The 22165-nt window shown below is 67.2% G+C and carries 21 protein-coding genes; 11 read left to right on the forward strand and 10 right to left on the reverse strand.

Annotated features, from left to right (window positions below; translation table 11 throughout):
* The first annotated feature begins 45 nt into the window (after positions 1-45).
* The 3 genes from C0V75_RS16035 (at position 46) to C0V75_RS16045 (ending at position 2607) form a co-directional block, all read left to right on the forward strand.
* Positions 46-1161, forward strand: coding sequence for a class II histone deacetylase (locus tag C0V75_RS16035; RefSeq protein ID WP_101921976.1), 1116 nt, complete (start codon positions 46-48; stop codon positions 1159-1161).
* Positions 1162-1329: 168 nt separating this feature from the next.
* A complete protein-coding gene (locus C0V75_RS16040; protein ID WP_101921977.1) occupies positions 1330-1893 on the forward strand; it encodes a nitroreductase family protein in 564 nt (187 codons plus the stop codon).
* A 24-nt stretch (positions 1894-1917) separates the two neighbouring features.
* Positions 1918-2607, forward strand: coding sequence for an EI24 domain-containing protein (locus C0V75_RS16045; RefSeq protein ID WP_101922122.1), 690 nt, complete (start codon positions 1918-1920; stop codon positions 2605-2607).
* Positions 2608-2861: 254 nt separating this feature from the next.
* Here C0V75_RS16045 and C0V75_RS16050 read toward each other — a convergent pair whose 3' ends face one another.
* The 5 genes from C0V75_RS16050 to aspS all read right to left on the reverse strand — a co-directional run bounded on the left by C0V75_RS16050 (position 2862) and on the right by aspS (position 6980).
* The gene (locus C0V75_RS16050) at positions 2862-3131 is read right to left on the reverse strand and encodes a DUF1467 family protein (RefSeq protein WP_101921978.1); all 270 of its coding nucleotides are present in this window, start codon (positions 3129-3131) and stop codon (positions 2862-2864) included.
* A gap of 4 nt (positions 3132-3135) precedes the next feature.
* The gene (gene mce / locus C0V75_RS16055) at positions 3136-3540 is read right to left on the reverse strand and encodes a methylmalonyl-CoA epimerase (RefSeq protein ID WP_101921979.1); all 405 of its coding nucleotides are present in this window, start codon (positions 3538-3540) and stop codon (positions 3136-3138) included.
* A gap of 243 nt (positions 3541-3783) precedes the next feature.
* Complete coding sequence (locus C0V75_RS16060) at positions 3784-4482, reverse strand: GNAT family N-acetyltransferase (protein WP_101921980.1); 699 nt, start codon at positions 4480-4482, stop codon at positions 3784-3786.
* Positions 4483-4539: 57 nt separating this feature from the next.
* Positions 4540-5022, reverse strand: coding sequence for a DUF1993 family protein (locus tag C0V75_RS16065; RefSeq protein ID WP_101921981.1), 483 nt, complete (start codon positions 5020-5022; stop codon positions 4540-4542).
* A gap of 176 nt (positions 5023-5198) precedes the next feature.
* Positions 5199-6980 carry an aspartate--tRNA ligase gene (gene aspS, locus C0V75_RS16070; RefSeq protein WP_101922123.1) on the reverse strand — a complete coding sequence of 594 codons (1782 nt, stop codon included), beginning with the start codon at positions 6978-6980 and terminating at the stop codon, positions 5199-5201.
* A gap of 195 nt (positions 6981-7175) precedes the next feature.
* On the opposite strand from aspS, the gene C0V75_RS16075 reads away from it, so the two are divergent.
* Both C0V75_RS16075 and C0V75_RS16080 read left to right on the forward strand, forming a co-directional pair.
* Positions 7176-8087 (forward strand): ring-cleaving dioxygenase, encoded by a 912-nt coding sequence (locus C0V75_RS16075; protein ID WP_101921982.1) that lies wholly within the window; start codon positions 7176-7178, stop codon positions 8085-8087.
* A complete protein-coding gene (locus C0V75_RS16080; protein WP_101921983.1) occupies positions 8084-8719 on the forward strand; it encodes an alpha/beta hydrolase in 636 nt (211 codons plus the stop codon). The genes C0V75_RS16075 and C0V75_RS16080 overlap by 4 nt, the downstream gene beginning before the upstream one ends.
* Before the next feature lie 270 nt (positions 8720-8989).
* Here C0V75_RS16080 and C0V75_RS16085 read toward each other — a convergent pair whose 3' ends face one another.
* Positions 8990-9613 carry an aminotransferase class IV gene (locus C0V75_RS16085; protein ID WP_371410694.1) on the reverse strand — a complete coding sequence of 208 codons (624 nt, stop codon included), beginning with the start codon at positions 9611-9613 and terminating at the stop codon, positions 8990-8992.
* On the reverse strand, positions 9571-10710 hold the full coding sequence (locus tag C0V75_RS16090; RefSeq protein ID WP_101921985.1) for an aminodeoxychorismate synthase component I: 1140 nt from the start codon (positions 10708-10710) through the stop codon (positions 9571-9573). Before C0V75_RS16090 ends, C0V75_RS16085 begins: the two co-directional genes overlap by 43 nt.
* A 354-nt stretch (positions 10711-11064) precedes the next feature.
* Here C0V75_RS16090 and carB point away from each other — a divergent pair, with 354 nt between their 5' ends.
* On the forward strand, positions 11065-14394 hold the full coding sequence (gene carB / locus C0V75_RS16095; RefSeq protein ID WP_101921986.1) for a carbamoyl-phosphate synthase large subunit: 3330 nt from the start codon (positions 11065-11067) through the stop codon (positions 14392-14394).
* Between the two features lie 141 nt (positions 14395-14535).
* Here carB and C0V75_RS16100 read toward each other — a convergent pair whose 3' ends face one another.
* Genes C0V75_RS16100 through C0V75_RS24140 form a run of 3 tightly spaced genes read right to left on the reverse strand, consistent with a single transcriptional unit; the run spans position 14536 to position 15653 of the window.
* On the reverse strand, positions 14536-14748 hold the full coding sequence (locus C0V75_RS16100; protein WP_101921987.1) for a pilus assembly protein HicB: 213 nt from the start codon (positions 14746-14748) through the stop codon (positions 14536-14538).
* Complete coding sequence (locus tag C0V75_RS16105) at positions 14745-15164, reverse strand: putative toxin-antitoxin system toxin component, PIN family (RefSeq protein ID WP_101921988.1); 420 nt, start codon at positions 15162-15164, stop codon at positions 14745-14747. Before C0V75_RS16105 ends, C0V75_RS16100 begins: the two co-directional genes overlap by 4 nt.
* Positions 15165-15197: 33 nt before the next feature.
* A complete protein-coding gene (locus C0V75_RS24140; RefSeq protein ID WP_216821470.1) occupies positions 15198-15653 on the reverse strand; it encodes a BrnA antitoxin family protein in 456 nt (151 codons plus the stop codon).
* A gap of 329 nt (positions 15654-15982) precedes the next feature.
* Between C0V75_RS24140 and C0V75_RS16115 the strand changes: the two genes are divergently transcribed.
* The 5 genes from C0V75_RS16115 (at position 15983) to C0V75_RS16135 (ending at position 21931) form a co-directional block, all read left to right on the forward strand.
* Positions 15983-17380, forward strand: coding sequence for a DEAD/DEAH box helicase (locus tag C0V75_RS16115; RefSeq protein WP_101921989.1), 1398 nt, complete (start codon positions 15983-15985; stop codon positions 17378-17380).
* A 163-nt stretch (positions 17381-17543) separates the two neighbouring features.
* The gene (locus C0V75_RS16120) at positions 17544-18716 is read left to right on the forward strand and encodes a toxic anion resistance protein (protein WP_101921990.1); all 1173 of its coding nucleotides are present in this window, start codon (positions 17544-17546) and stop codon (positions 18714-18716) included.
* A 50-nt stretch (positions 18717-18766) separates the two neighbouring features.
* Positions 18767-19699, forward strand: coding sequence for a DUF2927 domain-containing protein (locus C0V75_RS16125; protein ID WP_101921991.1), 933 nt, complete (start codon positions 18767-18769; stop codon positions 19697-19699).
* A gap of 45 nt (positions 19700-19744) precedes the next feature.
* Positions 19745-20839, forward strand: a complete 1095-nt coding sequence (locus C0V75_RS16130; protein WP_101921992.1) for an SPFH domain-containing protein — start codon at positions 19745-19747, stop codon at positions 20837-20839.
* 3 nt (positions 20840-20842) lie between these two features.
* Positions 20843-21931, forward strand: coding sequence for a primosomal protein N' (replication factor Y) - superfamily II helicase (locus C0V75_RS16135; RefSeq protein WP_101921993.1), 1089 nt, complete (start codon positions 20843-20845; stop codon positions 21929-21931).
* The last annotated feature ends 234 nt before the right edge of the window (positions 21932-22165 follow it).

The following is a 22165-nucleotide window of genomic DNA, read 5'->3' on the forward strand; positions in this document are numbered from 1 at the left end:
CCCGCGCCTAACCTGCCGCCAAATCCCCCTGCCGGAAAGCCCCAGATGACCACCGCCTTCTATTCCGACGAACGCTGCTTCTGGCACCATGGCGGCAACTATGCCCTGACCCTGCCGGTCGGCGGGCCGATGGGCGGCCTTGTCCAGCCCGGCGCGGGCCTGCCCGAAAGCCCCGAGACCAAGCGCCGCCTGAAGAACCTGCTGGAGGTGACGGGTCTCCTCGCCACCCTTTCCCAGCGCTCCGCCCCACCCGCCGCGCGCGACGACCTGCTCCGCGTCCATCCCGCCGCCTATCTCGACCGTTTCAAATCCCTCTCGGATGCCGACGGCGGCGAGCTTGGCCCCCGCGCCCCCTTCGGCAAAGGCGGCTATGACATCGCAAGCCTCTCCGCAGGCCTTGCGAAACAGGCGCTTATCGATGTGCTGGCGGGCAGGGCGACCAATGCCTATGCCCTCTGCCGCCCACCCGGCCACCATTGCCTTCCGGACCGGCCGAACGGCTTCTGCCTTCTGGCCAATATCGCCATCGCCATCCGCGCGGCCCAGGCCGCAACCCCCTTCCGCCGCTTTGCCGTGATCGACTGGGACGTGCATCACGGCAACGGGACCGAGGCCATCTTCCTCGACGATCCCGAGATCCTCGCCATCTCCCTCCATCAGGACCGCAACTATCCCACCGATACCGGCGGGGCCGAGGTCCGGGGCAAAGGCGCGGCGAAGGGCACCAACCTCAACATCCCGCTTCCCCCCGGCACGGGCCACAAGGGATATCTGGAGGCGTTCCAGCGCCTCGTCCTGCCCGCTTTGCACGCCCACCGCCCCGACGCCATCCTCATCGCCTGCGGCTTCGATGCCGCGGCACTCGATCCGCTGGGCCGGATGCTCGCCACCGCCGACACCTTCCGCCAGATGACCCGCCTCACGCGCGAGGCCGCCGAAACGCTTTGCGATGGCCGCCTCGTCGCCGTCCATGAAGGCGGCTATTCCGAGGCCTATCTCCCCTTCTGCGGCCATGCCGTCATCGCCGAACTCGCGCAAAGCCCGATCGACGCGCCCGATCCCCTTGCCGCCACGCTGGCCGCCCGCCAGCCCGATGCCCGCTTCGACGCCTTCCTCTCCGCCTGGATCGACGATCTCGACCGGCTCTTCACCTCTGCCTGATCGCCCCGAAATCCCCTTGCCCCTTCATCTTGGCCCAAATACTCAAAACCCCGAGCCGAAGCGCAAAAGCGCGGAGGCGAGACAAAAGCAATGCGGGCCTGCGGGCCCGCTCCGCCAGAAACCCCACCCTTCCGCCCCGCGCAAAGGCCGGGGGATGAGGCACCGCCAATGACCCAAGACCCTTTCACCTTCCTCGCCAGCCGCCAGAGCTACCCCTCCAAGGCCCTGCAAGGCCCCGCCCCCGACCGCGCCGCGCTGGAACCGATCCTGCGCGCCGCGCTGCGCGTGCCCGATCACGGCAACCTGCACCCCTGGCGGCTGGTCGTGGGCTATCGCGCGGCCCTCTCCACCTGGGCCGATCTGGGCGAGGCGCGGGCGCGCGAATTGGGCGATGATCCGCTGCGGATCGAGAAAGGGCGCGGGCAATTCGACCGTTCCCATTGCGCGGTGGTGGTGATCGCCAGCCCCAGGGCCGCCGAGAAGGTGCCCGAGATCGAACAGACCCTCTCGGCCGGCGCGCTCTGCCTGAACCTCGTCACCGCCGCGACGGCGGCCGGCTGGGGGGCACAATGGCTGACCGGCTGGGTCAGCCATGACCGCCCCTTCATCACCCGCGCCTTCGGCTGCGCCCCGCAGGAATGGGTGGCGGGGATCGTCCATATCGGCACGAAAGGCGCCCCCGCGCCGGACCGGCCGCGCCCCGACCTCGCGCAGGTCGTCAGATGGGCCTGATCCGATGGGTATGATCCGATGGGCATGATTCTGGCCTCCTTCACCGCCGCGCTGGGGCAATGGTCGGATGGCCGCTTCCGCCGCGTGGTCATGATCGGCGTGGCGCTGACACTGGCGCTTCTCGTGGCGCTTTACGCCCTGATGCTGACGGCGATCCAGTGGGTCGTGCCGGAAACCACCGATCTGCCGATCCTCGGCCCGGTCGGCGGGCTCGACACGCTCCTCTCCATCGGGTCCATCATCCTGATGCTCGCGGCCTCGGTCTTCCTGATGGTCCCCGTCGCCTCGGCCTTCACCGGGCTGTTCCTCGAGGATGTGGTGGATGCCGTCGAAGACCGCCATTTCCCCACCCTGCCCGATGCAAGGGCGCAGACCCTGGGCGAAGGGCTGCTCGGTGCGGTGAACTTCTTCGGCATCGCGCTGGGGGCGAATATCGTCGCGCTCTTCCTCTGGCCCTTTGCCGGGCCGCTGGTGCCGGTGCTGTTCTGGTCGCTGAACGGCTATCTGCTGGGACGGGAATACTTCACCCTCGTCGCGCAGCGCCGCATCGGGCGGGCCGAGGCAAAGGCGCTCTGGCGCGGCAACCGGGCGCGGATCTGGGGGGCGGGCATCCTGATGGCCGCGCCCCTGTCTATCCCTTTGGTGAACCTCCTGATCCCGGTCTTCGGCGTGGCGACCTTCACCCATCTTTTCCACCGCCTGAACCGCCGCTGATCCGGCGGAGCGGCCTGCGCCGCAAGCCTTTTGGCGTCGTCGGCGCCTGCGCGCCTCCTCCGGGGTCAGGGGGCCTTCTGCCCCCTCTTGGCCATGCGGCCAATTCACCCCCGAGAGTATTTCCCGCCAAGATGAAGGGGCAAGGTCTTCATCTTGGCCCAAATACTCAAGAAACGCCGAGCCGGAGCGCGGCAGCGCGAAGGCGAGAGGAAAGGCTTGCGCGTCAGCGCTCCTGTCTTCTTCAGGAAGGCCGGTCAGTCGGCCATCACCCCGCGCCAGTCGATATCGCGCACCGAGATCACGCCCGAGGTGACGATGCCTGCCAGCACCAGCCAGACCAGCGCCGCGATCCAGGTCGTCATGCGCGCTTTCCGCGCCACGACATGGGTGGCCGGTGCCCCCGGCGGCGTGCCGGGGACCACCGCCCCCGCATCACCCTGGCTGACAAAGCGGATCGGCAGCACGATGAAGAAGACCATGAACCAGCTCACGGCATAAAGGACGATGGCGGAGGTGATGCTCATGGCGTCAGACCTGTTCCAGTTCGACGAGGCAGCCGTTGAAATCCTTGGGATGCAGGAACAGCACCGGCTTGCCATGCGCGCCGATCTTCGGCTCGCCGGTTCCCAGCACCCGCGCGCCCGAGGCCTTCAGCCGGTCGCGCGCTTCGAGAATGTCTTCCACCTCATAGCAGATGTGATGGATGCCCCCCGCCGGGTTCTTTTCCAGAAAGCCCGCGATGGGGGAATTCTCGCCCAAGGGGTAGAGGAGTTCGATCTTCGTATTGGGCAATTCGATAAAGACCACCGTCACCCCGTGATCGGGTTCGTCCTGCGGCGCGCCGACCTTTGCGCCCAGCGTGCCGCGATACTGCTCTGCCGCCGCCGTCAGGTCCGGCACGGCGATGGCCACATGGTTCAGGCGCCCGATCATCTGTCACTCCCCCGCATCTCTCGCTTGCCTTGGGTTATGGGTGCGGCCCGCGCGGCCTGCAAGGGGTGCCGCGGTCGCAGGGGCGGCTTTACCGCGCGTTAACGGGCCGTGGCGCAGGCTGGGGCGCGATCCCGGACAGGAGGCAAGCCTATGCCCGATCACCCCGCCCCGCCTGCCCCGCCGCCGCCCCTGCGCGATGCGGTGAACCAGCGGCTTGTCACCCTCTATCCCGGCTGACCGGGCCTAGAGCGCGGGGTCCGACGCCGCCCGCACCAGCCGCGTCAGATCCGACAGCCGTTCCCGCTGCCGCCCCGCCGCATCGAAATTCGTGGGCGACAGCCAGGCCGCATAGGCCTCGCGCAGAGCCGGCCATTCGCTGTCGATCATCGCGAACCAGGCGGAATCGCGGTTGCGGCCCTTGATGACCATGTGCTGCCGGAACACCCCTTCATAGGAAAAGCCCAGCCGCTGCGCCGCCCGCCGCGACGGCAGGTTCAGCGCGTTGCATTTCCATTCAAAGCGGCGATAGCCATGGGTGAAGGCCCAATCCATCATCAGGAACATCGCCTCGGTCGCGGCGCGGCTGCGCTGCAAGGCGGGAGAGAGGCAGATATGCCCCACCTCGATCGTGCCATGGTCCGGCGTGATCCGCAGGAAGGACGCCACCCCCGCCGGATGGGCCGCGCCTTCGGGCGTGATCGCCCAGAAGGCCGGATCGCGGCCCGCCGTCGCCTCCTTGGCCCAGCGGTGATAGGCGGCGGCGGAGTGGAAGGGGCCATAGGGCATGTAGTCCCACAGATCGTCATGGCCTGCGAAAGCGGCAAAAAGGTCCGCCGCATGGGCATCGGCATCCAGCCGGTCCAGCCGGGCATGACGCCCGATCAGCGGGTCCGTCCCCGGCCAGTCCGCCGCCCTCCAGCCTGCCACCACCTCGCCCGCCATGGCCCGTCTCCCCTGCCGTTGCGCCAGCTTGCCCCGGCCCGCATGGCCACCGCAAGATCAGAAGGCAAAGCCCGCAGGGTAGTGGTGAAACCCGTCGAAATCCGCCTTGCCCAGCGGCACCCCCGCCGCGCGCAGGCTGGCATATCCCATGGTGACGTGGAACAGGAAGTTGGGCATCCCGTAAAGATGCAGGAAGCTGGCCCCGTCCTGCTCCAGCTCCGCCTCGCCCGCGCGATGGGCGATCACCCGCCCCTCGGCCCCGGCAAATTCCTCGGGCCGCATCGCGCCCAGGGTGGCCCGCGCCACCGCCAGCCGGGGGCCCAGCGCGGCCGGAAGCCCCGGCACCTCGCGCCCCGCCAGGGGGCAGGCCACCCGCAGGGCGAACCCCGCCGCCGTGGCGAAATGCTGCCGGGCGGGAAAGCTGTCGGCAATGCGCTGATCCAGCGCCACCCCCGCCCCTTCGGCCATCCGCGCCACAAGATCGAGGTAATGCCGGAAGACCGGCACCGAGGCGGTATAGAGCGGGGGATGGGGCGGCATCGGCAACCTCGTGAACGATGTGCGCCAGACTGGCAGGGAAAGGCGGGCTTGGCGAGGGCGGCGTCACGCCGCCTGCATCCCGTAGGGTGCGTGGTCCCCACGCACCGCCCCCGACCCATGCCAAAGGAAAAGGGGCGCCCACAGGCGCCCCTCAAGACCCCGCGCAGGGGACTCTCTCACTGATCCTTCGGCACCACCCGCAGCCGCAATTCGCGCAGTTGCTCATTCGTGGGCTCCGACGGCGCGCCCATCAGCAGGTCCTCGGCGCGCTGGTTCATCGGGAACATGATGACCTCGCGGATGTTGCTCTCATCCGCCAGAAGCATCACCGCCCGGTCGATCCCCATGGCACAGCCGCCATGGGGCGGTGCGCCATATTTGAACGCCTTCACCATGCCCCCGAAGCGCTTGTCCACCTCTGAATTCGGGTAGCCTGCCAGTTCAAAGGCCTTGTACATGATCTCCGGCTTGTGGTTGCGGATGCCGCCCGAGATCAGCTCATAGCCGTTGCAGGCAAGGTCATACTGATAGGCATGCACCGCCAGCGGATCGCCCATCAGCGCCTCCATCCCGCCCTGCGGCATGGAGAAGGGATTGTGCGAGAAATCGATCTTCCCGTCATCGGTTTTCTCATACATCGGGAAATCCACGATCCAGGCGAAACGGAAGGTATCCGTCTCGGCCAGACCCAGCTCGCGCCCGATCTCGTTGCGCGCCCGGCCTGCGAAAGCCTCGAACTGCTCGGGCTTGCCGCCCAGGAAAAAGGCCGCATCGCCAAGGCCAAGGCCAAGCTGCTGACGGATCGCCTCCGTCCGCTCCGGCCCGATATTCTTGGCCAGGGGACCGGCGGCTTCCATGCCCGATCCATCCTCGGCCTCGCGCCAGAAGATATACCCCATCCCCGGCAAGCCCTCTTTCTGGGCATAGGCATTCATCCGGTCGCAGAACTTGCGGCTGCCGCCCGTCGGCGCAGGGATCGCACGGATTTCGGTCCCCTCATTTTCCAGCAGCTTGGCAAAGACGGCAAAGCCCGATCCCCGGAAATGCTCGCTGACGACCTGCATCCTGATCGGGTTCCGCAGGTCCGGCTTGTCGGACCCGTACCACAGCAGCGCATCCTTATAGGCGATGCGCGGCCAGTCGGAGGGCACCTTGCAATCGGGACGGAACTCCTCGAACAGGCCCTGGATCACCGGCTGCACGGCGGCGAAGACATCCTCCTGCTCGACAAAGCTCATCTCCACGTCCAACTGGTAGAAGTCGGTGGGCGAACGGTCAGCGCGCGGGTCTTCATCGCGGAAACAGGGCGCGATCTGGAAATAGCGGTCGAACCCCGCCACCATGATCAACTGCTTGAACTGCTGCGGCGCCTGCGGCAGGGCATAGAACTTGCCCGGATGCAGACGGCTCGGCACCAGAAAATCCCGCGCCCCTTCGGGGCTGGAGGCCGTGATGATCGGCGTCTGAAACTCGTTGAACCCCTGCCCCCACATCCGGTTGCGCAAGGACCGCACCACGTTCGACCGCAGCATCATGTTGCGATGCAGCTTTTCCCGCCGCAGGTCGAGGAAGCGATAGGTCAGCCGGGTTTCCTCGGGATAATCCACCTCGCCGAAGACGGGCATCGGCAATTCTTCCGCCGCGCCCAGCACCTCCAGCCCGGTGACATAGACCTCCACCTCGCCGGTGGGGATCTTGGGGTTCACCAGCGCCGCATCACGCGCCTTCACGCGGCCATCAATGCGGATCACCCATTCGGCGCGCACCTTTTCCACGGCAGCAAAGGCCGGGCTGTCGCTGTCGGCCAGAACCTGCGTGATCCCGTAATGGTCGCGCAGGTCAATGAACAAGACGCCGCCATGATCGCGCACGCGATGCACCCAACCCGACAGGCGGACCGTCTGGCCCACATGGGCGGTATTCAACTCGGCGCAGGTATGGCTGCGATAGGCGTGCATCATGGGTCCCCTGACGAGGCTGAAAGGATCATCGCGCCGATACACCCCTTGGCGCGGGCGAAGTCAAGGCCCGCCCCCGCCCGCGCGCCCCTCCGTGCAGCATTGCACAAGTCCCGCGCATCCCTGCCCGCTTCCCGCATCGCCGCACCTGCCCCATATGGGGGGCAACAGCAATCCAACCCGAAAGGGCACGCCATGACCAAGATCCCCGGCCTTCACCATGTCACCGCCATCTCCGGCCCGCCGCAGGAGAATGTGGATTTCTACGCAGGCCTGCTGAAACAGCGGCTGGTGAAAAAGACGGTGAATTTCGACGCCCCCGACACCTATCACCTCTATTACGGTGACACAGCGGGCAGCCCCGGCACCATCCTGACCTTCTTCCCCTTCGCCGAAGCCGGCCCCGGCCGCGCCGGCCCCGGCATGGCCTCGGCCTATGCCTATGCCATCCCGAAGGCGGAATTCGACATGATGATCGACGAACTCTCGGAAGGCGACCGCCACATCCCCGCCCCGACGCTCCGCTTCGGTCAGCGCGTCATCACCCTGCGCGACCCTGACGGCGCGCCGGTCGAACTGATCGAGACGGAGGGCGCGACCGACCGCAACGGGTTCCATTCCGTCACCCTCTGGGAACGCGATCCCGACCCGACCGCCCGCCTCCTGACCGAGGCTTTCGGCTACGAGGTGCAGGGCAGCGAACGCGCCCCCGGCGGCGAAAGGCTGCGGCTGAAGGCACCGGGCAATGACCGCGCCAATATCATCGACATCTGGCGCGCCGATGTCCCCACCGTGCCCCGCCCCGGCAAGGGCACGATCCACCACATCGCCTTCCGGGCGAAAACGCAGGAGGATCAGCACCACTGGCAAGAGGCGCTGCTGAAATTCGGCCATCGCACGACGCCCGTCATCGACCGGCAGTATTTCAACGCGATCTATTTCCGCGAACCGGGCGGCGTGCTGTTCGAAATCGCCACCGATCCGCCGGGTTTCGCCGTGGACGAACCCGCCGCGACGATGGGCTCTGCCCTGATGCTGCCGCCGCAGCATGAACGGCTGCGCGACCGGATCGAGGCGATCCTGCCGCCGCTCAAGGTGCCGGCATGAGACGCGCCGGTCCCTCTTCCGGGGCCGGCACCGCGATCGTGCTTCTGCACGGTCGCGGCGGCTCGGCGGCGGATATCCTGTCGCTGATGGCCCATGCCGCCCTCCCCGACATCGCCGCCATCGCGCCCGAGGCAGCGGGGAACAGCTGGTGGCCCACCAGCTTCCTCGCCCCCACGGCGCAGATGGAACCCTTCGTGACCCGCGCCCTGACCCAGGTCGAAACCGCCATCGCCACGCTTCGGGCCGAAGGCATCCCCGCCAATCGCATCTGGCTGGCGGGCTTCTCGCAAGGCGCCTGCCTTGCGGCCGAGGCCTATGCAAGGATCGGCGCCCCCCTTGCCGGCCTGCTCGCCTTCTCCGGCGGCCTCGTCGGCACCGCCGATGCCGAAGGCGGCCCGTCCGAGGCGCTTTATGGCCACCGTCCCAAGGGCTTCGCCTATAGCGGCACCCGCCCCGGCAAGGTCTGGCTCTCGGTACATGAACGCGACCCGCATATCCCGCTCGCCCGCGTGCAGGAGACGGCCGCCACCCTCACTGCCCTCGGCGCCGAGGTAGAGGTGAAGACCTATCCGGGCGCAGGCCATGGCGTGATGCGCGAGGATATCAGCGCCCTGCGCCGACTGCTCGCCTGATCCGGCCGGGCCTTGGCGCACCAGCCTGTCCGTCCGTCGGCACCTGCGCGCCCGGCCTTTCCCCCCGTGAAGATATCCGCAGACAGGCCATGGGGATCAGACAGCAGGCCCACGTCAACCGCCTGCCTCTCCTCCACTTTCTGTCTTCAAATATCCTCGGGGGTGAATTGGCACGCCGCAGGCGGGACAAGAGGGGGCAGAAGGCCCCCTGACCGCGGAGGAGGCGCGCAGGCGCCGACGACAGGAAAGGCTTGCGCGCCAGCGCTCCGTTCAATTGCCCGCCCAGACAGCCGGGATCAACCCCCGCAGCGCATTGCCGACCCAAAGCCGCACCCGCGGCAGGTCCGCCGCCCGCAGCACCTCTTCCGGCACCGCCAGTTCCGCCCGCAACACCCCCGGCAACAGGCCCGAGGCAAGGGGCGGCGTCCGCATCCCCTGCCCCCGGTCGAAAAAGACCGTGGTGATCGTGCCATCGCAGACCTCGCCGCGCTCGTTCAGGAAGACCACCTCATCCACCCCCTCCGGCAGCGCCGCCCGCGCTGCATCATAGGCCGCCCGCCGCGTGGATTTCACCCGCAGCCAGGGATCGCCCGAGTCCAGCCGCGCCTCTGCCAGCCCCAGCCGCCATTCCGCCTTTGCCGCAGGCAGGGGCGCCACCGTCACCTCGATATCCCCCGCAGCGCCCAGCGTCAGCCGCACCCGCAGCGGGTGCTCCGCCACCGCCGTGCGCAAGGCCCGTTCCACCGCCCCGGTGTCGCAGGCAAAGCCCAGCTCCCCCGCCCCTGCCGCCAGCCGCGCCAGATGCAGCGCCAGCCGGGGAAAGCGCGCCCCGTCCCAGAGCAAGGTCTCGATCAGCCGGACGTCGCCAGCCCTTCCGCGTAGCGCGCCTTCCACAGCGCCTCCTCCCATTCGCCCTCGGCCGTGCTGTCCTGCACCACCCCGCCGCCCACGTTCAACACCACCCGCCCCCCGGGAAAGAGCGACAGGGTCCGGATCGCCACATTCCAGACGGCATCGCCCGTGGGCGCCATCCAGCCCATCGCCCCGCAATAGACGCCCCGCGCCCGCCCCTCGACCTCGGCGATGATCTCCATCGCCCGGAACTTCGGCGCCCCCGTGATCGACCCGCAGGGGAAAAGCGCCGCCATCAGCCCCGCCAGATCGGCCCCCGCCACCAGCCGCCCCTCGACGGTCGAACTCATCTGATGCACCGTCGCGAAAGGCTCCACCGCATAAAGCTCCGGCACCTTCACCGACCCCACCTCCGAGATGCGGGCGATGTCGTTCCGCAAGAGGTCCACGATCATCAGGTTTTCCGCCCGCGCCTTTTCCGAGGCGAACAATTCCGCCGCCAGCGCCGCATCCCGCGCGGGGTCCGCATCGCGCGGCGCCGTCCCCTTCATCGGGCGGGCCGAGATCACGCCCCCCTCCACCCGGAAGAACAGCTCCGGGCTGCGCGACATGACGACAGGCCCGACCCCAAGATCGCAGAAGACACCATAGCCCACCGCCTGCCGCGCCCGCAGCGCGCCATACAGGCCCAGCGCCGTCCCCGCCTCCAGCCGCGCCGACAGCGGAAAGGTCAGGTTGATCTGATAGCAGTCGCCCGCCGCGATATAGCCCTTCACCCGCGCGATGGCCGCGCCATAGGCCGCGCGGCTGATCCCGCGGCGCAGCCGGGACAGCCGCGCCCCCCCGGCCTCTGCCGCCGCCTGCGCCAGCAAAGGCGCCGCCGCGCCCGGCCCGTCGAACACCCCCAGCGCCAAGAGCGGCCCCGGCCGCCGCCGCGGCATCAGCGGGGCAAGCTTCGGCTCCAGCGCATGGCCCGCCTCATAGGCGATATAGCCCGCGATCCAGGCCCCCGCCGCACGCGCCCGATCGGCCCGCATCAGCGCCGCCCGCACCTGATCCGCCCGCCGCGCCACGATCACCTCGCGCGGCCGGTCGAAAAGCGCGGGCACCCCGCCCGGACCATGTTCGAAAAGGATCACGCGCCGCCTCACTAGCCGTCCGAAGGGCCGAAATAGCACCCCCCCCGCCCCCCGACCAGTCCGGGCGCGACACCCTGCCGCCCCGAACCGCCGCCCCCGCCGCCGGGGGCGCATTTTCTGGCGCAGAAAATGCCGCGAAATCTGACGCAGATTTCGCCTCCGCCCCGGCGGGGCCGCCGCCTGCCGCAAAATTCTGCGCCAGAATTTTGCGCGATTTCTGCGACAGAAATCGCCGACACCCACAATCCCTTGCGCCCCGCGCCCCGCTCCCCTAAAGACCCGTCAATTTGCGCGGAACACGAATCCTCCACCCGCAGGCCATGCGCCTCGGGATGGCACATGCGGGACAGGACCATGCCGAAAAGAACCGATATCTCCTCCATCATGATCATCGGCGCCGGTCCCATCGTCATCGGACAGGCCTGCGAATTCGATTACTCCGGCGCCCAGGCCTGCAAGGCGCTGCGCGAGGAAGGCTATCGCGTCATCCTGGTGAACTCGAACCCCGCCACGATCATGACCGATCCGGGGCTGGCGGACGCCACCTATATCGAACCGATCACCCCCGAAGTCGTCGCCAAGATCATCGAAAAGGAACGCCCCGATGCGCTTCTTCCCACGATGGGCGGGCAGACCGGGCTGAACACGGCCCTCGCTTTGGCCGATATGGGGGTGCTGGATCAGTTCGGCGTCGAACTCATCGGCGCGAACCGGCAGGCCATCGAAATGGCCGAAGACCGCAAGCTCTTCCGCGAGGCGATGGATCGGATCGGTCTGGAAAACCCCAAGGCCACCATCATCGCCGCCCCGAAACTGCCCTCCGGCAAGTTCGACATCGCGGCAGGCGTAGCCGAAGCTATGGCCGCCCTCGAATACGTGGGCCTGCCCGCCATCATCCGCCCCGCCTTCACCCTTGGCGGCACCGGCGGCGGCGTGGCCTATAACCGCGACGATTACGAGGCCATCGTGAAGAGCGGCCTCGAAGCCTCCCCCGTCGCCCAGGTCCTCGTCGATGAATCCCTCCTCGGCTGGAAGGAATACGAGATGGAGGTGGTGCGCGACCGCGCCGACAATGCCATCATCGTCTGCTCCATCGAAAACGTCGATCCGATGGGTGTGCATACCGGCGACAGCATCACCGTCGCCCCGGCCCTGACGCTGACCGACAAGGAATACCAGATCATGCGCAACGGCTCTATCGCCGTGCTGCGCGAGATCGGGGTGGAAACCGGCGGCTCCAACGTGCAATGGGCCATCAACCCCGCCGATGGCCGCATGGTCGTGATCGAGATGAACCCCCGCGTGTCGCGCTCTTCCGCGCTGGCCTCGAAGGCGACGGGTTTCCCGATTGCGAAAATCGCCGCGAAACTCGCCGTCGGCTATACGCTGGACGAGTTGGACAACGACATCACCAAGGTCACCCCCGCGTCTTTTGAGCCCTCCATCGACTATGTCGTGACCAAGATCCCGCGCTTCGCCTTCGAGAAATTCCCCGGGTCCGAACCCAACCTGACCACCGCGATGAAATCGGTGGGCGAGGCGATGGCCATTGGCCGCACGATCCATGAATCGATGCAGAAGGCGCTGGCCTCCCTCGAAACCGGGCTGACCGGCTTTGACGAAATCGCCATTCCGGGTGCCCCCGACAAGGCCGCCATCATCAAGGCCCTGTCGCAGCAGACGCCCGACCGCCTCCGCGTCATCGCGCAAGCCATGCGCCACGGCCTGACGGATGACGAGATTCAGGCCGCCACGGCCTTTGATCCCTGGTTCCTCGCCCGCATCCGCGAAATCATCGACACCGAGGCGCAGGTCCGCAAATCCGGCCTCCCCGTCGATGCGGCAGGGCTGCGCCGCCTCAAGATGCTCGGCTTCACCGATGCCCGGCTCGCGAAACTCACGGGCCGCGAGGAAGGCCAGGTCCGCCGCGCCCGCCGCAACCTCGGCGTCACCGCCGTCTTCAAGCGGATCGACACCTGCGCCGCAGAGTTCGAGGCGCAGACCCCCTATATGTATTCCACCTATGAAAGCCCCGTCATGGGCGATGTGGAATGCGAGGCACGGCCGTCGAAGGCCAAGAAGGTCGTTATCCTCGGCGGCGGCCCGAACCGCATCGGGCAGGGCATCGAATTCGACTATTGCTGCTGCCATGCCTGCTATGCGCTGACCGGCGCGGGCTATGAAACCATCATGGTCAATTGCAACCCGGAAACCGTCTCTACCGATTACGACACGTCCGACCGGCTCTATTTCGAACCGCTGACGCTGGAACATGTGCTGGAGATTCTGCGGGTCGAGCAGGAGAATGGCACCCTGCACGGCGTGATCGTGCAATTCGGCGGCCAGACGCCCCTGAAACTCGCCAATGCGCTGCATGAAGAGGGCATCCCGATCCTCGGCACCACGCCCGATGCCATCGACCTCGCCGAAGACCGCGAACGCTTCCAGAAGCTGCTCCATGACCTTGGCCTGAAACAGCCCGTCAACGGCACCGCGCGCAGCCGCGACGAGGCCTTCGCCATCGCCGCACAGGTGGGCTATCCCCTCGTCATCCGCCCCTCCTTCGTCCTGGGCGGGCGGGCCATGGAAATCGTCCGCTCCGACGAACAGCTTGAACGCTACATCACCACCGCCGTTCAGGTTTCGGGCGACAGCCCGGTCCTGCTGGACAGCTATCTCTCCGGCGCGGTGGAGGTGGATGTCGATGCCCTCTCCGATGGCAAGGATGTCCATGTCGCGGGGATCATGGAACATATCGAAGAGGCGGGCGTCCATTCGGGCGATTCCGCCTGCTGCCTGCCCCCGCACCAGCTTTCGCCCGAAACGGTGGAAGAGCTGAAGCGCCAGACCGTCATCATGGCCCGCGCCCTGAATGTGGTCGGCCTGATGAACGTGCAATTCGCCATCAAGGACGGGGTGATCTACGTCCTTGAAGTGAACCCCCGCGCGTCCCGCACCGTGCCCTTCGTCGCCAAGGCCACCGACTCTGCCATCGCCTCCATCGCCGCGCGCCTCATGGCGGGCGAGCCGCTGTCGAACTTCCCCCACCGCGCCCCCTATCCGGCGGGCGTCGGCCCCGATACCGACCTGCCGCTGGCCGATCCGCTGACGCTCGCCAACCCGCAAACCCCATGGTTCAGCGTGAAAGAGGCGGTGCTGCCCTTCGCCCGCTTCCCCGGCGTCGATCCCCTGCTTGGCCCCGAGATGCGCTCGACGGGTGAGGTGATGGGCTGGGACCGCACCTTCCCGCTGGCCTTCCTCAAGGCCCAGATGGGTGCCGGCACCATGCTCCCCGAGGCGGGCCGCGTCTTCCTGTCGGTCAAGGACATGGACAAGACGGCGGCGCTGGCCGCTGCCGCCAAGGACCTTGTCGCCATGGGGTTCGAGATCGTGGCCACCCGCGGCACCGCCGACTGGCTCAAGGCGCAGGGCGTGAAGGCGGAAAGCGTCAACAAGGTCTATGAAGGCCGCCCCAATATCGTGGACCGGCTGAAGAACGGCGAGATCGCGCTGGTGATGAACACGACCGAAGGCAGCCAGGCCGTGAGCGACAGCCGCGACATCCGCCGTGTGGCGCTGATGGACAAGATCCCCTATTTCACGACGGCTGCGGCCAGCATCGCCGCCGTCGCGGCGATGAAGGCGCGGGGTGAAGGGTATGGCGTGCGGACCTTGCAGGGGTAAGCGAAAGGCGGGGTAAACCCCGCCCTACACCCCCGGCAGGGCGGGGTTCACCCCGCCAAGCCGCAACTCGCAACCCCGCACAAACACCCGTAGGGCGGGGGTCTCCCCGCCATTGCTCCGCCAAGGCCGACCCTATGCCCGCTATTCCGGGCGGCCCTCCAGAAACCGTATTCCCCACTCGACATCTGCATCTTTCCCGCGCTCGGCAAAGAACTCCGCTGCGCCCATAGCCCCGACCTTCTCTGCCAAAGCCAGGGCGATGAATTGGTTCACCGACACACCATCGCGCGCCGCAAACTCCTCGGCGGCTTTCTTGAGCGACCGGGGTAGGTTCAACGAAACACGGGCTTTCATGCCAGAACTCTCCTCAAGGCTTCTGCCGGGGACAGGACAGACAGACCGAACCGCGCTGGCACATCCCCGAAATCCCGCGCGTTGTGTGTGACGATGTCGGCCCGGCAGTTGATCGCGGCTTCCAACACCATTTCATCATCCGGATCGCACAATTGCGGACGCCACCGATAACTTACTTCGACGGGCGTGATCGTACGTGCGACAACGCCAAGAAACTTCGTCGCCGTCGCGCGATCAAGGCCCGCATCCAGCAACAGGTCGGCCCGTCCCAGCACATCCTCATACTCATAGAACAGGGGCACCGAACAATGCCAAATGAACTGCCGCCGAAACCCCGCGAGGATCAGCGGATTCGACGCTCCGCTCCGGCTCCGCACCCCTGCCACCAGCACATTCGTATCCAGAACCAAACGCATGACGTCAAATATAGCGTAACATCACCTGTGGCGCTATAGGCCCATCCCCCGCACCCTCTCCTCCATCCGCGCGCGCGCTTCCACCGCGCGCTCGGCGTCGTCCGGCCCCTCGCCCTCCCCCAGCGCCGCCGCCGTCGCGCCCCAGAGCGGCCGCTCCCCCTCCGGCCGCCGCCGGAACTGCGGCGCTGTCTCCGCCCCCCGGATCACGCCCGCCAGCCGCGCATGCATATAGGCCCGCAGCACCCGGTTGATCCGTGGCCCATAGCCCAGCCCCATCGACCGGAAGAAGCGCAGCACATCCTTGTCCAGCCGCAGCCCAACCCGCTCTGTTCCGACGCGGCCCTCCTCCTGCGCAATCTCGTGCCATTCCACGGGCACCCGCCCCGTCACCTCGATGCGGTGATGCAGGTCCCATTCCAGCCGCCGCATCGCATCGGCCATGTAGTGATAATGCGCCGCCGCCTTGCCCCGCATCCGCCCCGGTTCCATCGCATCCTCCGCGCCCAGATCACGCCCTGACCATGAGCGACCGCAGTTAACACCCCCTCACCCCACCGCCCGCCGCGTGGCCACGGTTTGCGGCACAAAAGGCGGCACGGAACACGGCATGGTTGACTTTGCCCCCCGAAAGCCCCATCTCCCCCTCACGCCCGCCCTCCGCTGCCGCGTGAGCAGCCCTTAGGGGAGCCGGACCGGGCCACAGGTTCCCACCTTCACGCAGGGGTTCCGCGCCGTGCAATCGGCGCAGCCACTGCCACCGGCCGCCCCGATGCGCGGCCCCCTTTGGCCTTTCCCAAAAGGCCGGAAAGACACGAGACATGACTTCTTTCGCCGAACTGGGCCTGTCGCCCAAGCTTTTGAAAGCCCTTGAGAAAACCACCCTCAAGGACCCCACGCCGATCCAGGTGCAGGCCATCCCCCATATCATGAAGGGGCGCGACCTGATGGGTCTGGCGCAGACCGGCACCGGCAAGACGGCGGCCTTCGGCCTGCCGCTTCTGCACCGCCTGCTCGACATCGGCCACCCGCCGGGGCCGCGCAACGTGCGCGCCCTGATCCTTGCGCCGACGCGGGAACTGGTCACGCAAATCTCTGACAATCTTACGATTTTCACCAAGGGCACCCCCGTCAAGGTGCTCACCGTCGTCGGCGGTGCCTCGCTCAACCGGCAGGCCATGGCGCTGGCCCGCGGGGCCGATGTCCTCGTCGCCACGCCCGGCCGCCTGATCGACCTTTTGGAACGCGGCGATGTCTCGCTTCAGGCCACCGGCTATCTGGTGCTGGATGAGGCGGACCACATGCTCGACATGGGTTTCATCCATGCGCTGCGCAAGATCGCCAAGCATATCCCCTTGAAAAGGCAAACCCTTCTCTTCTCGGCCACGATGCCCAAGGATATCGAGGAAATTGCCGGAACCTATCTGCGCGACCCCGTCCGCGTGCAGGTCGCCCCTCCGGGCAAGCCCGCCGAAAAGATCGTGCAGGGGGTGCATTTCATCCCCAATGGCGACAAGGCGAAACTGCTTGAGGATTATCTGAAAAAGCATCCCGGCGAACAGGCGCTCGTCTTCGGGCGCACCAAGCACGGTTCAGAGAAACTTAGCAAATTGCTGGCACAATGGGGCTTCAAGGTCGGCTCGATCCACGGCAACAAAAGCCAGAACCAGCGCGACCGCACCCTGACCGAGTTCCGCAATGGCGAACTCGATGTCCTCGTGGCAACGGATGTCGCCGCGCGCGGGATCGACATTCCCGGCGTGCGGCATGTCTATAACTACGACCTGCCCAATGTGCCGGAAAACTACGTCCACCGCATCGGTCGCACCGCGCGGGCGGGGGCGGAAGGCAATGCCGTGGCCTTCTGCGCACCGGCCGAGATGGGCGAATTGCAAGCCATTGAAAAGGTTCTGAAAAAGCAGATCCCGGTGATCGGCGGCGCGCCCTGGGCCGCCGATATCGTGGCCGCCGCGCCCAAGCCCGGCCAGAATCGCGGCCAGCGTCCCGGCGCCCGTCCCGGCAGCCAGGGCAAGCCGCAGGGCGGCCGCCCCGAACACAAGAACCAGGCCCCCAAGCCGCAACCCCGCCCCGGCGCCAAGCCCGCCCGCCCGATGGGCGGCGGCCAGTCCCCGACCCGGCCGGGCCAGGGTCATGGCCAGGGCCATGGTCAGGGTCAGGGCGGCAAGCCCCGCCGTCAGGGCAACCGCCAGCCGGCCTGATCCCATCCCCGCCGGCGGCGCTTTTCTGCGCCGCTTGCGCAAATGGTCACTGGAAAATCGCGCCAACCTGTCGCAGGCTGCGGCACGGGCTCCAGCCCCCATTTGATGACCTAGGACAATCAGGAACGGACCGGGGGCGCCTCCCCGGCAGGAGGGTAGGATCATGTCGACAACCATTCGCGAAGACGCCGCCAAGGCCTTGGCCGAGGTCGAGGCCGTCACCACCGCGCTCCTGCCCGTCCCGGCGGGCGAGATTGTTCCCCTCGACGCCTCCCCCGCCGACCGCGCCGCCGAAATTCGCCAGCGGATGCAAGAGGTTGACCTGACCAACACGCAATCCATCATCTCCTTCGGCTCCGCGGCGCAGGCCGAATTGCAGGTCATCTCGCAAGACATGCTGGCCGGCGTGAAGAACAAGGATGTCGGCCCCGCAGGCGATGCCCTGCGCGAGATCGTCACCACCATCCGGGGCTTTTCCTCGGAAGAACTCGACCTCGGCCGCGAGCGGAGCTGGTGGGACAAGCTCACCGGTCAGGCCGCCCCCATCGCCAAATTCGTCGCCCGCTACGAAGAGGTGCAGGGCCAGATCGACCGCATCACCGAAAACCTTCTGAAGCACGAACATGCGCTGCTGAAGGATATCAAGGCGCTCGACCTGCTCTATGAAAAGACCCTGCGCTTCTACGACGAACTCGCCCTCTATATCGCGGCGGGCGAAGCAAAGCTGGCCGAGACCGACCAGACCACCATCCCCGCCAAGGAGGCCGAGGTCGCCGCCGCGCCCGAAGCCGATCAGGTGAAGCGCGCGCAGGAGTTGCGCGACCTCCGCGCCGCGCGCGATGATCTGGAACGCCGGGTGCATGACCTGAAACTGACCCGTCAGGTCACGATGCAATCGCTTCCCTCGATCCGCCTCGTGCAGGAAAACGACAAGAGCCTTGTCACCAAGATCAATTCCACCCTCGTCAACACCGTGCCGCTCTGGGAAACCCAGCTTGCGCAGGCGGTGACGATCCAGCGCTCGCGCGAGGCCGCCGAAGCCGTGCGCGAGGCGAATGACCTGACCAACGAGCTGTTGAAATCAAACGCGGAAAACCTGCAACAGGCCAACCGCGTGGTGCGCGAGGAAATGGAACGCGGCGTCTTCGACATCGAATCCGTGCGCGCCGCCAATGAAACCCTGATCGCCACGATCGAGGAAAGCCTCCGCATCGCCGATGAAGGCAAGGCCCGCCGCGCCACTGCCGAAACCGAACTGAAGAAGATGGAGGGGGATCTGCGCGACACCCTCTCCGCCGCCCGCGCCCGCACGACGGGCGGACCGCCCGCCCCCTGACACACGCCTTTCGCCCCCCTCCCCCTCCAGCCGAAGTCCGAACCCGCATCATGAAGACCCCCTCGCCCCTCGCCGCGCTTGCGCTGGCAGGGCTCACCGCCTGCACACCCGCCCTGCCGCCCGGCCCCCCGCCGCAGACGGCCGCCCCGATCACCGTGGTCGCGCCCAGCGGCATGACCCCGGCCTCCGCCGTCGCGGCGGCGCATTACGGGCGGGTGCAGGCACAGCTTTTGTCGCAGGGCCTGCTGCGCACCGATGGCGGCGGCACCGATACCCCCTTCACCGACCGGATGCTGGCCGAAAACTTCATCCGCATCGCGCTTTTCGACGAATACACCCGCACCGCGGGCGGCCCCGTGCAGCGCATGACCGAAAGCCGCCTGCGCAAATGGACCGGCCCCGTCCGCGTCGGCCTGCGCTTCGGCGCCTCGGTCCCGGCCGACCGCCGCGCCGCCGATACTGCCCGCGTCGCCTCCTTCCTCAAGCGTCTCTCGGGGCTGACCGGCCATCCCATCGCGCTGGATGACCGCGCGCCGAATTTCTTCGTCCAGATCGTCTCGGAAGACGAACGCCGCGCCCTTGGCCCGCAAATCCGCGCCGCCCTGCCGGGCCTTTCCGGCTCCGAGGTTGCGGCCATCACCGACATGCCGCGCTCCACCTATTGCCTCGTCTATGCCATGTCGGCGGCGGATGGCGCGACCTATACCCGCGCCTTCGCGGTGATCCGGGCCGAACATCCCGATCTCCTCCGCCTGTCCTGCCTGCATGAGGAAATCACCCAAGGTTTGGGCCTTGCCAATGACAGCCCGACCGCCCGCCCCTCCATCTTCAACGATGACGAGGAATTCGCGCTGCTGACCCGGCAGGACGAGTTGATGCTGAAAATGCTCTACTCCCCCGCCCTCCGCCCCGGCATGACCGAGGCCGAGGCGCGCCCCATCGTGGAATCGCTTGCGACCCGGCTTCTGGGCGGCGAAAGTTGAGCGGGTGGCCTGGCGTGGCCAGGCGACCGGCAAGGAGGCTGTGACATGGTTTTCGATTTCCTCAAGGGCGAGTTCATCGACGTCATCGACTGGACGGATGACACGCGCGACACGATGGTCTGGCGTTTTGAACGGCGCGGCAACGCGATCAAATACGGCGCCAAGCTGACCGTGCGTGAAGGTCAGGCCGCGGTCTTCATCCATGAAGGGCAACTGGCCGATGTCTTCGGCCCCGGCCTCTACATGCTCGAAACCAACAACATGCCGGTGATGACCACGCTCCAGCACTGGGATCACGGTTTCAACTCGCCCTTCAAGGCCGAGGTATATTTCATCTCCACCACCCGCTTCGCCGATCTGAAATGGGGGACCAAGAACCCCATCATGGCGCGCGACCCGGAATTCGGCCCCGTCCGCCTGCGCGCCTTCGGCACCTATGCGATGCGCGTCTCGGACCCGGCGAAGTTCATGCAGGAAATTGTCGGCACCGACGGCGAATTCACGGCGGATGAGATCAGCTTCCAGATCCGCAACATCATCGTGCAGGAATTCTCCCGCGTCATCGCCTCCTCCGGCATCCCCGTCCTCGACATGGCGGCGAATACTGCCGATCTGGGCAAGCTGATCACCACCGCCATCGCGCCGCAGGTGGCCGAATACGGCCTGACCCTGCCGGAATTCTATATCGAGAACATTTCGCTCCCCGAAGAGGTGGAAAAGGCGCTGGACAAGCGCACCTCCGTCGGCATCGCGGGGGACCTCAACAAATACATGCAATTCTCGGCCGCCGAGGCGATGGGCAAGCCCGGATCGGCGGGCGATGCGATGACGGCGGGCATGGGCGCGGCCATGGGCATGGCCATGGCGCAGAACATGGGGCCATGGGGGGCTTCGGGCGGGGCGCAGGCCGCGCCCCCGCCGCCCCCGCCACCCGCCGGCAAGGTCTGGCACATCGCCGAGAATGGCGCGACCAAAGGCCCCTTCTCCGAAGCCGACCTTGGCACCATGGCGGCAAATGGCAGCCTCACCCGCGCGACGCAGGTCTGGTCGGCGGGGATGGACGGCTGGAAACCCGCCGCCGAAACCGACCTCGCGCGGCTCTTCGCCTCGGTCCCCCCGCCCCCGCCGCCCGGGGTTTGATCCATGCCGGACGACCGCAAGACCTGGCCCTGCAATCAATGCGGGGCCGACCTCCGCTATGAACCCGGCGCCACCGAACTTGTCTGTGACCATTGCGGCGCCCGGCAGGACATCCCGGATGCCCCCGCCGCCCGCAGCCGCGCCCTGAACGAGATCGACCTCGCGCGCGGCCTGTCGGATGACCTTCCGGCGGCGCAGATGGAACAGGTGCGCATCACCCCCTGCCCCTCCTGCGGCGCGCAGGTGGAATTCCAGGGCGCGAAACACGCCACGGAATGCCCCTTCTGCGCCACCCCCGTTGCCATCGGCACGGGCGAGGAACGCCGGATCAAGCCGCAGGCCGTTCTGCCTTTCGTGCTGAACGAAGGGCAGGCGCGGGCCGCGATGACGGATTGGCTGGGCAGCCTCTGGTTCGCCCCGAACGGCCTTCAGGACTATGCCCGCAAGGGCCGGGCGTTGAATGGCCTCTATGTCCCCTACTGGACCTTCGACGCCGCCACACGGTCGCATTACGCGGGCGCGCGGGGGGATCATTACTACGAAAGCCGCAGCGTCACCCGCAACGGCAAGACCCAGACCGAACAGGTCCGCCGCACCCGCTGGTCCGCCCGCTCGGGCTGGGTGGCCCGCCGCTTTGACGATGTGCTGATCCTTGCCAGCCAGAGCCTGCCGCGCGCCTATACCGACAATCTCGCCCCCTGGGACCTGTCGGCGCTGCAACCCTTCCGCAACGACTTCCTCGCCGGTTTCACCGCCGAGGGCTATACCGTCTCGCTCGCCGATGGCCATGCCATGGGGCGCGAGGTGATGGCAGGCGTGATCCGCCAGGATGTCCGCGCCGATATCGGCGGCGACGAACAGCGCATCGACCGGGTCGAGACGGATTGGAAGGATGAAACCTTCAAGCATATCCTCCTGCCGATCTGGATGGCGGCCTACAAATACAACGGGAAAAGCTATCGCTTCGTGGTCAACGGCCAGACCGGCAAGGTGCAGGGCGAACGGCCGTACAGCGCCTGGAAGATCGCCTTCGCCGTGCTGGCGGCGCTGATCGTCGGCGGCATCGTTCTGGCGGTGACCCAATCGCGGTGACAGCGGAAACTGACGCAGTTTCCGCGCCGATTTCTGCCCGCAGAAATCGGATGGAACCGTCACCCCCGGAAATTGCGTCAATTTCCGGCGCGATTTCTGCGCCAGAAATCGCCCCGACTCGGGCAAAGCTTAACGCCCCGCGACGCCACCGCGCGTGGCCACAGTTTGCTGCACAGAATGCGGCACAGGACACGGCACAGCCCTTTCGCCCCCTCCCCGCCGATTAACCCAGCG

It is taken from the genome of Tabrizicola sp. TH137, assembly GCF_002855575.1.
In the GTDB taxonomy this organism is placed as follows: Bacteria; Pseudomonadota; Alphaproteobacteria; order Rhodobacterales; family Rhodobacteraceae; genus Paragemmobacter.

What these genes read in the sequence shown, in the direction of transcription:
- C0V75_RS16035 (WP_101921976.1), top strand. Translation starts at nt 46, where the DNA reads ATGACCACCGCCTTCTATTCCGACGAACGCTGCTTCTGGCACCATGGC.
- C0V75_RS16040 (WP_101921977.1), top strand. Translation starts at nt 1,330, where the DNA reads ATGACCCAAGACCCTTTCACCTTCCTCGCCAGCCGCCAGAGCTACCCC.
- C0V75_RS16045 (WP_101922122.1), top strand. Translation starts at nt 1,918, where the DNA reads ATGATTCTGGCCTCCTTCACCGCCGCGCTGGGGCAATGGTCGGATGGC.
- C0V75_RS16050 (WP_101921978.1), bottom strand. Translation starts at nt 3,131, where the DNA reads ATGAGCATCACCTCCGCCATCGTCCTTTATGCCGTGAGCTGGTTCATG.
- mce (WP_101921979.1), bottom strand. Translation starts at nt 3,540, where the DNA reads ATGATCGGGCGCCTGAACCATGTGGCCATCGCCGTGCCGGACCTGACG.
- C0V75_RS16060 (WP_101921980.1), bottom strand. Translation starts at nt 4,482, where the DNA reads ATGGCGGGCGAGGTGGTGGCAGGCTGGAGGGCGGCGGACTGGCCGGGG.
- C0V75_RS16065 (WP_101921981.1), bottom strand. Translation starts at nt 5,022, where the DNA reads ATGCCGCCCCATCCCCCGCTCTATACCGCCTCGGTGCCGGTCTTCCGG.
- aspS (WP_101922123.1), bottom strand. Translation starts at nt 6,980, where the DNA reads ATGCACGCCTATCGCAGCCATACCTGCGCCGAGTTGAATACCGCCCAT.
- C0V75_RS16075 (WP_101921982.1), top strand. Translation starts at nt 7,176, where the DNA reads ATGACCAAGATCCCCGGCCTTCACCATGTCACCGCCATCTCCGGCCCG.
- C0V75_RS16080 (WP_101921983.1), top strand. Translation starts at nt 8,084, where the DNA reads ATGAGACGCGCCGGTCCCTCTTCCGGGGCCGGCACCGCGATCGTGCTT.
- carB (WP_101921986.1), top strand. Translation starts at nt 11,065, where the DNA reads ATGCCGAAAAGAACCGATATCTCCTCCATCATGATCATCGGCGCCGGT.
- C0V75_RS16100 (WP_101921987.1), bottom strand. Translation starts at nt 14,748, where the DNA reads ATGAAAGCCCGTGTTTCGTTGAACCTACCCCGGTCGCTCAAGAAAGCC.
- C0V75_RS16105 (WP_101921988.1), bottom strand. Translation starts at nt 15,164, where the DNA reads ATGCGTTTGGTTCTGGATACGAATGTGCTGGTGGCAGGGGTGCGGAGC.
- C0V75_RS24140 (WP_216821470.1), bottom strand. Translation starts at nt 15,653, where the DNA reads ATGGAACCGGGGCGGATGCGGGGCAAGGCGGCGGCGCATTATCACTAC.
- C0V75_RS16115 (WP_101921989.1), top strand. Translation starts at nt 15,983, where the DNA reads ATGACTTCTTTCGCCGAACTGGGCCTGTCGCCCAAGCTTTTGAAAGCC.
- C0V75_RS16120 (WP_101921990.1), top strand. Translation starts at nt 17,544, where the DNA reads ATGTCGACAACCATTCGCGAAGACGCCGCCAAGGCCTTGGCCGAGGTC.
- C0V75_RS16125 (WP_101921991.1), top strand. Translation starts at nt 18,767, where the DNA reads ATGAAGACCCCCTCGCCCCTCGCCGCGCTTGCGCTGGCAGGGCTCACC.
- C0V75_RS16130 (WP_101921992.1), top strand. Translation starts at nt 19,745, where the DNA reads ATGGTTTTCGATTTCCTCAAGGGCGAGTTCATCGACGTCATCGACTGG.
- C0V75_RS16135 (WP_101921993.1), top strand. Translation starts at nt 20,843, where the DNA reads ATGCCGGACGACCGCAAGACCTGGCCCTGCAATCAATGCGGGGCCGAC.